Below are 12505 nucleotides of genomic sequence, written 5' to 3' on the forward strand. Positions count from 1 at the left end.
CGTCGGCCCCTCCCGGCACGGACTTGGCGTCCATTGCACCACGGCGAAATCCTGTTAAGACCCACCACATGTTGAAGGATCGAGCCAGATTGTACGCACGGCCCACGCCGCCGTAGCTCCGCTCTCCTCGGCGCCCGCCTTCCGTTCGGGTTCCATGATGGCTGCCCCGCGATGCGCGTCGGGTGGCCTGTCTCGCATTCCCCGTCTCGATTCCCGGCCGCCCGACTGCGCGCGGGAACGATTGGATGTCCCATTTCCATGACCCTGACCAACCTGCGGAGCCAGTGGGCTCCCAATATCACGCGTGAAATCCTGGCCGGCACCGTGGTCGCCCTGGCCCTGATCCCGGAGGCGATTGCCTTCTCACTGATCGCCGGGGTGGACCCGAAGGTCGGCCTCTACGCGTCGTTCTGCATCGCCGTGATCACCGCCTTCGCGGGAGGACGCCCGGCGATGATCTCCGCCGCGACCGGGGCGATGGCCCTCGTGATGGTGTCGCTGGTGAAGGAGCACGGCCTCGGCTACCTGTTCGCCGCCACGATCCTCACCGGCCTGCTGCAGATCGCGGCCGGCCTCCTGCGCCTGGGAAATCTCATGCGCTTCGTCTCGCGCTCCGTGGTGACGGGATTCGTCAATGCGCTGGCGATCCTGATCTTCCTGGCGCAGATGCCGGAACTGATCGGGCAGGGGAGCACGGTCTACCTGATGACGGCGGTCGGTCTCGGCCTCATCTACGGGCTGCCGTACCTGACCAAGGCGGTACCCTCGCCGCTCATCACGATCCTCGTCCTGACGGCGTTCTCGATGGCCCTGGGCCTGCCGATCCACAAGGTCGGCGACATGGGCGCCCTACCCACCGAGTTGCCGGTCTTCGCCCTGCCGGAGGTCCCGTTCACCTGGGAGACTCTGCGGATCATCCTGCCCTACGCGCTGACGCTGACCATGGTCGGGCTGTTGGAGAGCCTGATGACGGCGGCGATCCTCGATGAAATGACGGATACGGGCTCCGACAAGAACCGCGAATGTGCCGGGCAGGGTATCGCCAATATCGGCGCCGGCCTGTTCGGCGGAATGGCGGGCTGCGCCATGATCGGACAATCGGTGATCAACGTCTCGTCCGGCGGCCGGGGCCGGCTCTCCACGCTCTGGGCCGGGGTATTCCTGCTCTTCCTGATCGTCGTGCTCGGCCCCTATGTGGCCCAGATTCCCATGGCCGCCCTGGTGGCGGTGATGATCATGGTGTCGATCAACACCTTCCAATGGGGCTCCCTGCGGACCCTCCTGACGCATCCGAAGAGTTCGAGCGTCGTCATGGTCGGCACCGTCGCCGTGGTGGTGGCGACCCACGACCTCGCCAAGGGCGTCCTGTTCGGGGTGGTGCTGAGCGGTCTGTTCTTTGCCCACAAGGTGACGCGCTACTTCTCCGTGGCCTCCGAGCGGACCGACACGGTGCGGACCTACCGGGTGACCGGCCAGATCTTCTTCGCCACGGCGGAAGCCTTCCACGGCGCCTTCGAGTTCCGCGAAGCCGGGCTGACGGGGATCGTCCTCGATCTCACGGCGGCCCATTTCTGGGACATCAGCGGGATCAATGCCCTCGACCGCGTGGTGCTCAAGTACCGGCACCACGGTGTGGCTGTGGAGATCGTCGGCATGAACGCCGCCACGGCCACGATGGTCGAGCGCCTGGGTACCCACCACAAGCCCGGCGCAACCCTCGCGGCTGGCAGTCATTAACGAACGGCCTGGCCCGCAACCTGCAGGAGGTGCTGGCCAGGCCGCCGCCCGGATGCCATTGACGGCGCGTGGGTCCGATTGCGATCAGGCCCCGCTTTCGCGCCCCTGTCGTGCTGGCGCGAGAGGTTGATGCAGGCGCGGGCCGCCGCCCCCGGCGCAAGCGGGCGTCGGGCATCGCCCGAATTCGAGGAGGAATTGGCCATGAGCGCGCTTCACCCGGAAATCGCGGCCGTTACGGCGCGCGTGATCGAACGCTCCGGACCAACCCGCAAGGCCTATCTCGACCTGATCGCCCGCGAGCGCGACTCGGGCGTTCAGCGCCCAATGCTGAATTGCGGCAACTTGGCCCACGGCTTCGCGGCCTCCGGCGAGGACAAGGCCGTCATCAAGTCCGGCCGGGCGATGAACATCGCCATCGTCACCGCCTACAACGACATGCTCTCGGCGCATCAGCCCTACGGCCGCTATCCCGAGCAGATGAAGCTGTTCGCCCGTGAGGTCGGCGCGACCGCGCAGGTCGCCGGCGGCGTACCGGCGATGTGCGACGGGGTCACCCAGGGCCAGCGCGGCATGGAGCTGTCTCTGTTCTCGCGCGACACGATCGCGCTCTCCACCGCGGTAGCCCTGAGCCACGGGATGTTCGACGGCGCGGCCCTGCTCGGCATCTGCGACAAGATCGTGCCCGGCCTCCTTATCGGAGCGCTTCGGTTCGGCCATTTGCCGATGATCCTGATTCCGGCTGGCCCGATGCCCTCGGGGCTAGCCAATAAGGAGAAGCAGCGCATCCGCCAGCTCTACGCCGAGGGCAAGGTCGGCCGCGATGAACTGCTGGAGAGCGAGTCGGCGTCCTATCACGGCGCGGGCACCTGCACCTTCTACGGCACCGCCAACTCGAACCAGATGATGATGGACGTGATGGGCCTGCACATGCCCGGCGCCTCCTTCATCAATCCCGGCACGAAGCTGCGCCAGGCTGTGACGCGGGCGGCAGTGCACCGCCTCTCCGAGATCGGCGCCTCGGGCAACGACTATCGGCCGCTCGGGCGCTGCATCGACGAGAAGGCCATCGTGAATGCGGTCGTCGGTCTGCTCGCCACGGGCGGCTCGACCAATCACGCCATCCACCTGCCGGCCATCGCCAGGGCGGCCGGCATCGTCCTGGACTGGGCGGATTTCGACCACCTCTCGGCTGTGGTTCCGCAGGTGGCCAAGGTCTACCCGAACGGCTCAGGCGACGTGAACCACTTCCACGCGGCCGGCGGCATGTCCTACGTCATCGCCAGCCTGATCGATGCCGGCCTCCTGCACGACGACATCCTCACCGTAGCCGGCACGCGCCTGCGCGATCATGCCCGCGATCCGAAGCTGATCAACGACGACCTCGTCTTCGAGGAGGCTCCGGAGCGCTCGCACGACGAGAGCATCCTGCGCAGTCCGGCCAACGCCTTCCAGCCGGACGGCGGCATGCGCCTGGTGAAGGGCAATCTCGGCCGGGCCACCTTCAAGACCAGCGCAGTCGACCCCGCGCGCTGGACGGTCCAGGCGCCGGCCCGCGTCTTCGACGACCAGGACGACGTCATGGCGGCTTTCAAGGCCGGTGAACTCAATCGGGACGTGGTGGTGGTGGTGCGCTTCCAAGGGCCCCGGGCCAACGGCATGCCCGAATTGCACAAGTTGACTCCGCAGCTCGGCGTTCTGCAGGATCGCGGCTTCCGCGTCGCCCTCGTGACCGACGGCCGGATGTCGGGCGCTTCCGGCAAAGTTCCGGCGGCCATCCATCTCAGCCCCGAAGCGCTCGGCGGCGGTCCCCTGGCCAGGGTTCGCGACGGCGACGTCGTGCGCCTGAGCGCGGAGGACGGTTCCCTGGAGGCCCTTGTCGACCCGGTCGAGTGGAAGGCTCGAGAAGAGGCAGCCGCGCCGCCGCCGGCCTTCGGCACGGGCCGCGAGCTCTTTGCCTTCATGCGTCACGGTGCCGACGGGGCCGAGCAGGGCGCCTCTGCCATGCTCGCAGCCGCCGGCCTCTGAAGCCTCCGCATTCCCTGCCAAGGACGCTCCCCATGACCACCATCGATGCCCTGATGCGCTCCGTTCCCGTCATCCCGGTGCTGGTGGTGGAGGAAGTCGCCCAGGCGGAACCGATCGCCCGTGCCCTGGTGGCGGGGGGCTTGACCGCCCTGGAGGTCACCCTGCGTACGCCAGCGGCCCTCGACGTGATCCGCGCCATGTCGCGGGTGGAAGGCGCCGTAGTGGGAGCTGGGACGGTCCTGAACCCGCGCGACCTCGACGCGGCGCTGGCGGCGGGTGCGCAGTTCATCGTAAGCCCCGGCCTGACCGATCCGTTGACCCGCGCCGCCCTCGCGCGGGGGGTGCCCTACCTGCCGGGTGTCGCCAATGCGGCGGACATCATGCGAGGGCTCGACCATGGCCTCGACCGGTTCAAGTTCTTCCCGGCCGAAGCCGCTGGCGGCATCAAGGCACTCAAGGCGCTCGCCGGTCCCTTCGGGCAGGTCCGGTTCTGCCCGACCGGGGGCATCTCCGAAGCAACCGCACCGGACTGGCTCGCCCTGAAGCCGGTGCTCTGCGTCGGTGGAAGCTGGGTCGTCCCGCCGGGCGCACCGGAGCCGGATCTCATCCGGCGCTCGGCCGAGGCGGCCCTGCGCCTGCGAGGCGCCTGACGATTTCTCGGCCGATTGACGCACTTTGCCGTAGCCGGAAAAAGGCTAGTCTTCTGCGATGAGGATGTGAAATGCATGGTCCGGCCCGGAGTTTCATTCTCTGGCCGACGGCGCGACCTCAAGCCTCGCACACCCTGTGCTCAACTGTGTCGGGTGAACCAGACGCTTAGCTCCCGGTGCGGAGCGCCATCAGGCGCGGCGGTTGGGGGGGAAGCGATGCAGTTCAGGCTCACCACCTCCATCCTCAATGAAATATTGCTCGAGATCGCTGTTGGGTAACTGAGCAATATCACGTGGCCTGACCCGCAGACCTCGAAGGAGATCTCCGGATACAGCGCCCTGATCAGTGATGTCTTCCTGCGCTTGATCAAGATGATCGTTGCGCCGCTCGTCCTCTCGAGGCTCGTCGCGGGCATCGCACATAGAGGCGACACGGCTTCGGTGGGTCGCGTCGGGGGCAGGGCGATGCTCTGGTTCGTGGGGGCCTCGCTCTTCTCGCTGCTTCTCGGTTTGGTGATGGTCCTCATTCTCCGGCCCGGCGAGGGCCGCTCGGCCACCAACGTGCTGCGCAACAGCGTCGCGACCGTGGCGGTGGCCAAGTGAGAAGGTCAACTATCGTTTACCGACCAGCGTCTGGATCATTAAGTCAGTCCACTGCCGGAACCGGTCGCGTAGCAAGCGGTCGCAAGCGTCGCGGGGGGACGTCCGATGCACCGGTACGGCTTCGTGGCGAGGACTCACATGTCAGCACGTCGCACCGTTCATGGGAGCCCTGGCTAGCGTCGGCTTGCTGGCCAGCGACGGTCCATCCTGGGCGATCGACGTTCTCTCCGGCTCCTGAAGACGATCGGCGAGACCGCCACCGTCCGCCTTCGCTAATCGAAAGAACGCCCTAACGTTCTCCTTCAGGGACCCGTCCGGCCAACCCGTCGGCTACGCCCCCGACCTCTGCCTGACGGTCGTCGACGACATCGGGACGGAACTCGGGCGTAGGGACTTGAAGGTGCTGTATGAGCCGGTGACGTCGGAGACGCGGATCGCGGCGGTGACGTCCGCGCGGATCGACCTCGAGTGCGGCTCGACCACGGCCAATGCCGAGCGGCGGAAGATGGCGGCCTTCTCGCCCATCACCTATGTCAGCGCGATCAAGCTTCTGGTGGAGCGCGGTGCTCCGGTCGGTTCATTCCGCGATCTGGCCGACCGGACGGTGGCGGTCACCGCCGGTACCACCAACGGGGTGTGGTGTGCGCGCTCTTCGCTCGTCTCGGCATCCCTGTCACCCTAAGGACTGGGCACGACCATGCCGAACCCTTCGCGATGGTCCGGGACAGGCATGCGGATGCCCTCGGTCCCGACGATGTCCGGCTCTACAGCCTGATCGCCGCCGCGGGGCCGGGCGGCTCCGCCGACACGGTCGGGCCCGACAAGTTCTCGTTCGAGCTCTATGGGCTGATGTTCCGCAACTCGCCGGCTTCGTCACCGTAACCTTGCAGCGTCTTGCCGAATCCCGCGAGCTGCGCTGGATCTAAAAGCGCTGGTTCCTCGAGCGCCTGCCGACCGGCATCCGTCTCAATGTGCCGATGTTCGATGAGCTTCGCACCAACTTTCAGGTGATCGGCCTGCAGGATTGACGGCCCGGACGCTCCCGGACGGACGCCGCGGGCGTCCGTCGCCGCGCGACCCGATTCGGCGCCGGTTGTCGGGACGCGTCCGCCGCGAGGCGCAGCGGCAGATCCGTCTCAGGCGGCGATCCACAGCATACCGGACGGTATGCCTGGCAGCTTGGCGGGCTGTGCACGCTTCCGAGAAATAGTCCACGAACGCCGTGGTCTCGGAATGTGTCGAAAATCACAGAATATTTCGTATTTTCGAGGACTTGACGGTCTCCGCGTCCTCAGGGGCGAACTGTAGAACGGTGGCCGGAGCGCTGAAAACCTGCCCACAGAACAGTTACTTAGTCGCCTGCGGAACGTTGCAGCGCCGCAACAGCGCCTTGGAACCGTTTCGCCGATCACGATTCCGAGTTGCCGCGAGGAACCACCTCGCACAGAGTGATCCTGCGCTGGGGGCAACGCCAGAGCAGCAAGTCAATTTCCAGCGGTCAACGCTCGGTCATTCAAGAACAAAGGGCCACGCGACACCGGGATCCATAGAGGTCTCGGGCGCAGTAAGCCTTCCCTCGGGTCTCGAAGCTTTTGGAGATATCAATGAAGCTCTTGAAGAGCTCGCTTCTCGCCTCCGCGGCAGGTTTTGCTGCGGTCGCAGGAGCACAGGCAGCCGACCTTCCGGTCAAGAAAGCTGTTCCGATCGAGTACGTCCGTGTCTGCTCCGCCTACGGCGCCGGCTTCTTCTACATCCCGGGCACCGATACCTGCATCCGTCTCTCGGGCCGCGCTCGCCTTGACGTCGGCTACCAGCCGACCGACAGCCGTTCAGGCACGAACGGTGACACCACCGGCTATATCGGCCTCGCCCGCATCAACGTCGATGCCCGCACCCAGACCGCCTACGGCACCCTGCGCGCCTTCGTGCGTCTCCAGTTCGCCTCGCGCACCGGCGCTACCGGCGGCCTCCGTTCCGGTACCCAGGAGCGTATCGGCAACGCGTTCGGTGCGACCGGCCAGGATCAGGCCGGCCGTGTCCAGCAGTTCGTGAACACCGACAAAGCCTTCATCCAGTTCGCCGGTCTCACCGCCGGTCGCGCTTCCTCGTTCTTCGACTTCTACGCTCACGATTTCGAGTTCGCCGGCGCGACCGCCAACTCGGATCTGCAGTCCACCAACCTGCTCGCCTATACGAGCAAGCTCGGCGACAGCGGCCTCTCGGCGACGATCTCGCTGGAAGATCCGTCCTTCCGTCGCAACACGATCTATTCGCAGCAGTTCGGTGCGAATGCCAACTTCGCTCCGGCCGGCTCACAGTCTCAGAATGTTGCCTTCTCGGGTGCGACTTCGCCGGTGCTCATCGGCATCAACAACGTGACCGGTGTCGGCACTTACGGCAACGTGGACGTAGCCCAGCGTAACCGCATGCCTGACTTCGTCGGTGTGCTTCGTTACGATGCGGCCTGGGGCTCCATGCAGCTCTCTGCTGCCGTCAAGGAGCTGAACACCGGCAACGCCATCGCCGGCAATGCAACCAACTTTAACGGCGGCATCCTGACCGCGCCCTTCATCCCGGGCGTGACCGGCGCTGCGATCGTGAACCAGCGTCCGCCCAGCGAGTACGGCTGGGCCGTGCAGGCCGGTGCCAAGATCAACCTGCCCTTCATCGCCCCGGGTGACACATTGTACCTGCAGGGTGCCTATGGCGAGGGTGCGACCCTCTACACTGGCTACTCCTCGTACAACGGCAGCTATGCCTCGCGCGCCAGCACCATCAACGGCGCTGCGTTCGACCCCTACATGTCCGATGCGACGCTCAACCCGTTCACGGGCAAGATCGAGCTGTCCACCAGCTTCACGGTGGTCGGCTCGCTGCTGCACTACTGGTCGCCTGAGTGGCGTTCGGCCGTGTTCGCCAGCTACGGCGAGCTCAACTTTGCCAACGGTGCCCGCGCCGCCAACGCCGCCGTGTTCCAGACGCTGGGTTCGACTGGTCAGTTCACCGGTATTCCGGGTCAGGCGTCCTTCGCCGTCAGCCCCGTCCTGCGTGACAATTACCAGATTGTTGCTGGTGGAAGCATCATCTGGTCGCCGGTTAAGGACCTCGATATCGGTCTGGAAGGCTTCTACACCAAGGTTGGTGTTCAGGACGGTCGCGTCGTTGACCAGACCCGTTCCACCGGTAACGTCACCGCTGCTTCCATCGCCAGCGGAGCAGTGCGCACTGTGACTGCATCGGACACCTTCCAGATCCGCGGCCGCGTTCAGCGCGACTTCTAAGGCCGCAGAGCGGCTCAATCCGGGCTCCTTGCGAGCCCGGATCCTCACAGATCCGAATCTTCGAGACATGCGAACTGGCCCGGCTGAGAAGTCGGGCCTTTTTGCGTACCGAGTGTTGATCTGCATGGGCGAGACCTGACGAAATCTACGCAGCGGGATTATCCGGCACGGGCTTTGCCAGGGGCGGGGGCGTTGCCAGCTTGCACAGCGCAAAAACAACGATTGCGGCGGCTCGTGCCGCTGCTACGTTGCCCAGGTCAGTCCTGTCGATCGCCGAACCGTGATCGACCTTCCGGAGTCAGCCCGCAGATGCGTTCGTGTCACCAGAGATCCACCCTATCCGCCGTTGCCGTCAGCTTCGCGCTGTCGGTACTCGCGGTAGGGAGCGCCCAGGCGCAAGAGCTCACCGGAACCCTGAAGAAGATCAAGGAAACCAATACGATCACCATCGGCTACCGGGACGCGTCGGTTCCGTTCTCCTACCTCGACGGCGACCAGAAGCCGGTCGGCTACGCCCTTGAGATCTGTCAGAAGATCGCCGAGGCCGTGAAGACGAACCTGAAGCTTCCGAACCTTGAGGTGAAGCTGAATCCGGTCACCTCGGCCACCCGTATCCCGCTGATTGCCAACGGCACCATCGACCTCGAGTGCGGTTCGACGACGAATAACGCCGACCGTCAGAAGCAGGCTTCCTTCACCAACACCCACTTCCTGACGGCCACTCGCTTCGTCGCCAAGAAGTCGGCCAAGCTCGACAAGATCGACGATCTGAAGGGCAAGACCGTGGTTTCGACCTCGGGCACCACCAATATCCGCCAGATTAACGAGGCGAACACTGCACGCAATCTCGGCCTGACCATCCTGCCGGCCAAGGATCATGCCGAAGCCTTCCTGATGGTCGAGACTGGCCGCGCGGTCGCCTTCGTCATGGATGACGTACTGCTGGCCTCGCTGGCCGCCAGCTCGAAGGACCCGGGTGCCTACGCGATCTCCAGCGAGGCGCTCTCGAAACCCGAGCCCTACGGCATCATGCTGCGCAAGGATGACGCGCCCTTCAAGGCCGTCGCCGACGAAGCCACCGCCAAGCTCTACAAAAGCCCCGAGGGCAAGGCGCTTTACGACAAGTGGTTCACGAAGCCGATTCCACCGCGCGGCATTAACCTGAACCTGCCGATGAGCGAGGCCATGGCGAAAGCCTTCGTCTCGCCGAGCGATAGTGCCGACCCGGCCGCGTACTGAGCCGACACACCATCGTCGCGCGTTCGAACGCCTCGCCCCTCACGGGGCGGGGCGTTCCTCTGTGAGGGCGAGCATGTCCTCGCGGTCGGCTGGTTCGACCCGCGCCGCCAGGCGCTCGACGGTCTCGAACAGCGTCGGCCACTCGATCGGCTTCGCGACATGTGCGTCCATACCGGCGGCGCGGCACCGCTCCATCTCCTCGGGCATGGCATTGGCGGTCAGTGCGATGATCGGGGTGGGAGAATGCCCTTCCTGCCGCTCCCGGGCGCGGATCACGCGGGTCGCTGCGAGACCGTCCAGTCCCGGCATCTGCACGTCCATCAGGATCAGGTCCGGACGTTCATGGCCGAAGGCCGCCGTCGCCGCCTGCTCTCCGTCATCCACCACCGTGACGGTGTGACCCTTGTGGCGCAGCACCGTCCCGATGATCTCCTGGTTGATCGAATTGTCTTCCGCCAACAGGATGCGCCAGCGCTGCGGCGATGGTCGGCTGAGAGTGGCGAGCCGCGAGTGCTCGACATCGTTCTCCGCCTCGGCGAGCCGCAGCGGCACCTCGAACCAGAACGTAGAGCCCTCGCCGACCCGGCTCAGCGCACCGATCTCGCCGCCCATCAGGTGCACCAGGCGTTTGCAGATGGTGAGGCCGAGACCGCTTCCACCATAGCGTCGCGAGATCGATCCGTCCGCCTGCGCGAAACGCTCGAACAGGTGGGGCAGGACATCTTCCGGGATGCCGATCCCGGTATCCATGAGTTCGATCCGCAGGGCCGGTCGCCGCCTCGGACCGCCGTTCGATGCCGCTTTCCAGGCCACGCGCATGGTGACGGAGCCCTGGGGCGTGAACTTGATGGCGTTGGCGGTGAGATTGAGGATGACCTGGCGCAATCGGGTCGGATCGCCCAGGACCCAGTCCGGGACATCAGGTCCGATCTGCGTGGCAACGCGGATCTCGCGGCCCTGTGCGATCTCGACGCTGAGCTCCCGACAGCCCTCGATCAGCCCGGCCAGGCTGAAGGGGAGTGACTCGATCACGAGGCGACCGGCCTCGATCTTCGAGACATCGAGGATGTCGTTCACGATGGTAAGGAGCGAGCGCCCCGCTTCCTGCGCGAGACCGACGAGGCGTGCCTGGTTTCGGTTGAGGCTGGCATCGCCCTGGAGAAGGTCGTGCACGCCGAGGATGCCCGCCAACGGTGTGCGCAACTCGTGGCTCATGGTGGCCAGGAATTCAGCTTTCGCACGCACGGCGGCCTCGGCTGCGATGCGGGCGCTGTGAAGGTCGGCCTCCTGTCTCTGTCGCTGCGTGACGTCGCGGATCGCCTGGATGACCTGGATCTCGCCCTGCTCCTCAATTCGCCGAAAGGCGGCCTCGACCCAGAGGTCATGCCCGGAACGGTGCCGCATCCGGTAGATCACCGATCCGGTCGGCTGCCCGAGCCCAAGAGCATGCAGAATTGCCGAGAGGTTTGCGATGTCCTCCCGATGGACGAGCGTCCGAAGACCCATGCGATTGGCCTCGTCCACGGTGTAGCCGAGCATGCTCGTCACCGCGGGCGAGATGTAGAGATGTCGGCCGCTGACATCGTCGAGGACGATGAGGTCCGAGGTGTAGTTGGCCAACAGGCGATAGCGCGCCTCGCTTTCCCGCACGCGCTCATCAGCGGGCCGCCGCTCCATCAGATCCGCTCGAACCGAGGCCGGGGGCGCCTCAGCCGGGCGGCGATCCGATCCGATTCGCTTCGAAGCCGATTCGGTGGGGGGGCGGTCGGGATTGGATTCGATGGGTCCCTGTCCTCGAAGAGCCGAAGACCTGGCCTTGCCGGTGAGCCGATCGGGCCCCGGCGGCCCAGAGTCCACCTGCCTCGAGGGTCCGAGGTCGTGTAGGCTGACCATGACCCGTCGGTCTGCCTGCGCACCTGTCACCCGAAGCGGGACGAAGGTCGCTTCGTACGCGTTCTGACCTTCGACACCCGCGGCCTCGCTCCGAATGCGAAGACTCGCACCGGTCGTGGCCGCCCGCTCGACGCCGGCGCGCAACAGCGCCGCCTGACTTGCAGGCAGCAGATCGGCAAATGCGCGACCCATGGCGTCGGCGCTGTCGTGATGGTTTCGCGCCGCTGCGTTCCAGTCCTCGAGCCGAACTTCGTCGTCGGGTCGGAGCGCGACGATGAATTGCGGATCCGGAAAGGCCTCGAACGCGTCGCGCAGGACCTCGGCGTCGAGAAGCACCCGCTTTGGCGCATCACGCCTTCTGCGCTGGAGCATCCGTCCGATGACCTGAAGCCCTTGGAGTGCTCCCTTCACGTCGCACCTCCGAACTGCGCCGTCCGATGTCGCGAGTAGAGCCAGCCTATACCTTCCGCTAGGCGGGCGCCTGCGGCTCCCGCCATGGTCGTCGACTGAGCGTGTTTCGAGATCGTGCTCACCGCGAGGGGATCGGTGGCGATCGCCCTGCCGTCAATCGAGACCCGCGGGGCGGCTCCCGAAACGACGAGGAGAAACGAGAGCGCGCGGTGGAAGAGGAACAGGATGGTAGGCCCTTTCGTGCCGCCGCGTCCGCGACGACGTTTTCGAGGTTCATCGCCACGTCAGTGCCTGCGACGGTCTGGAACGCGCGCCAGCGGGTCACGCCTTCCGTAGCATTCGGATGCGCCTCGTCCTCACCGCCCGCGAGGTTCGCCGCGATCATCGGGGGAGTTCCGCCGACAATCCGCAGACGTGGCGTCGTCCGCCAGGAAAAGACCACCGGGGCGGCGAAGATGCGCAGCAGCACGGCCGGCGGGGACTGCAGATCAGGGGTATCCATCGAATCTTTCGGCGCTTCTGCCCGGACCGAGCGCCCCGACAGAGCTGTCGAGTCAGTCCGGCCGAGGTACTCCATCCGGCCGATCGCGCCCAGGCGGGGTAAGGTGAAGGATCGGCGGAAGGCATGCAACCGGAGCGCGTAAAGTCAGCGCCGCTTTCGGATCC

Annotated in this window: 11 protein-coding genes; 8 read left to right on the forward strand and 3 right to left on the reverse strand. The window is 65.8% G+C overall.

Annotated elements, in window-relative coordinates; translation table 11 throughout:
- Positions 1–258: 258 nt before the first annotated feature.
- The 3 genes from ASF18_RS16830 (at position 259) to eda (ending at position 4412) form a co-directional block, all read left to right on the forward strand.
- On the forward strand, positions 259–1737 hold the full coding sequence (locus ASF18_RS16830; protein ID WP_056353216.1) for a SulP family inorganic anion transporter: 1479 nt from the start codon (positions 259–261) through the stop codon (positions 1735–1737).
- Between the two features lie 201 nt (positions 1738–1938).
- Positions 1939–3762 (forward strand): phosphogluconate dehydratase, encoded by a 1824-nt coding sequence (gene edd, locus ASF18_RS16835; protein WP_056353219.1) that lies wholly within the window; start codon positions 1939–1941, stop codon positions 3760–3762.
- A gap of 32 nt (positions 3763–3794) precedes the next feature.
- Entirely contained in the window at positions 3795–4412 is a 618-nt protein-coding gene (gene eda / locus ASF18_RS16840; protein ID WP_056353221.1) for a bifunctional 4-hydroxy-2-oxoglutarate aldolase/2-dehydro-3-deoxy-phosphogluconate aldolase, read from the forward strand.
- 189 nt (positions 4413–4601) lie between these two features.
- Here eda and ASF18_RS24850 read toward each other — a convergent pair whose 3' ends face one another.
- Positions 4602–4835, reverse strand: coding sequence for a hypothetical protein (locus tag ASF18_RS24850; protein ID WP_244472779.1), 234 nt, complete (start codon positions 4833–4835; stop codon positions 4602–4604).
- On the opposite strand from ASF18_RS24850, the gene ASF18_RS24855 reads away from it, so the two are divergent.
- From ASF18_RS24855 to ASF18_RS16860, 5 genes are all read left to right on the forward strand, one after another.
- Positions 4785–5015, forward strand: coding sequence for a cation:dicarboxylase symporter family transporter (locus tag ASF18_RS24855; protein ID WP_056218889.1), 231 nt, complete (start codon positions 4785–4787; stop codon positions 5013–5015). The two genes, ASF18_RS24850 and ASF18_RS24855, sit on opposite strands and share 51 nt — an antisense overlap.
- Positions 5016–5364: 349 nt before the next feature.
- Complete coding sequence (locus ASF18_RS24860; protein ID WP_348271407.1) at positions 5365–5697, forward strand: transporter substrate-binding domain-containing protein; 333 nt, start codon at positions 5365–5367, stop codon at positions 5695–5697.
- A gap of 32 nt (positions 5698–5729) precedes the next feature.
- Entirely contained in the window at positions 5730–5897 is a 168-nt protein-coding gene (locus ASF18_RS24865; RefSeq protein WP_244472738.1) for a hypothetical protein, read from the forward strand.
- A 722-nt stretch (positions 5898–6619) separates the two neighbouring features.
- Positions 6620–8296, forward strand: a complete 1677-nt coding sequence (locus ASF18_RS16855; protein ID WP_056218894.1) for a porin — start codon at positions 6620–6622, stop codon at positions 8294–8296.
- Between the two features lie 309 nt (positions 8297–8605).
- On the forward strand, positions 8606–9535 hold the full coding sequence (locus tag ASF18_RS16860; protein ID WP_056218898.1) for an amino acid ABC transporter substrate-binding protein: 930 nt from the start codon (positions 8606–8608) through the stop codon (positions 9533–9535).
- A 39-nt stretch (positions 9536–9574) separates the two neighbouring features.
- Here the strand turns inward: ASF18_RS16860 and ASF18_RS16865 are convergent, their stop codons facing one another.
- Together ASF18_RS16865 and ASF18_RS23810 are read right to left on the reverse strand one after the other, a co-directional pair.
- Positions 9575–11839: an ATP-binding protein gene (locus tag ASF18_RS16865; protein WP_162239181.1), complete on the reverse strand. Its 2265-nt coding sequence runs from the start codon at positions 11837–11839 to the stop codon at positions 9575–9577.
- Positions 11840–11957: 118 nt separating this feature from the next.
- Positions 11958–12416, reverse strand: a complete 459-nt coding sequence (locus tag ASF18_RS23810) for a hypothetical protein (protein WP_156649908.1) — start codon at positions 12414–12416, stop codon at positions 11958–11960.
- Positions 12417–12505: the final 89 nt, after the last annotated feature.

The sequence above is a fragment of the Methylobacterium sp. Leaf89 genome, assembly GCF_001422215.1.
Classification (GTDB): domain Bacteria; phylum Pseudomonadota; class Alphaproteobacteria; order Rhizobiales; family Beijerinckiaceae; genus Methylobacterium.

Coding starts and splice junctions, on each gene's coding strand:
- ASF18_RS16860 (WP_056218898.1), top strand. CDS start 8,606: ATGCGTTCGTGTCACCAGAGATCCACCCTATCCGCCGTTGCCGTCAGC.
- ASF18_RS24855 (WP_056218889.1), top strand. CDS start 4,785: ATGATCGTTGCGCCGCTCGTCCTCTCGAGGCTCGTCGCGGGCATCGCA.
- eda (WP_056353221.1), top strand. CDS start 3,795: ATGACCACCATCGATGCCCTGATGCGCTCCGTTCCCGTCATCCCGGTG.
- ASF18_RS24850 (WP_244472779.1), bottom strand. CDS start 4,835: ATGTGCGATGCCCGCGACGAGCCTCGAGAGGACGAGCGGCGCAACGAT.
- ASF18_RS23810 (WP_156649908.1), bottom strand. CDS start 12,416: ATGGAGTACCTCGGCCGGACTGACTCGACAGCTCTGTCGGGGCGCTCG.
- edd (WP_056353219.1), top strand. CDS start 1,939: ATGAGCGCGCTTCACCCGGAAATCGCGGCCGTTACGGCGCGCGTGATC.
- ASF18_RS16855 (WP_056218894.1), top strand. CDS start 6,620: ATGAAGCTCTTGAAGAGCTCGCTTCTCGCCTCCGCGGCAGGTTTTGCT.
- ASF18_RS24865 (WP_244472738.1), top strand. CDS start 5,730: ATGGTCCGGGACAGGCATGCGGATGCCCTCGGTCCCGACGATGTCCGG.
- ASF18_RS16830 (WP_056353216.1), top strand. CDS start 259: ATGACCCTGACCAACCTGCGGAGCCAGTGGGCTCCCAATATCACGCGT.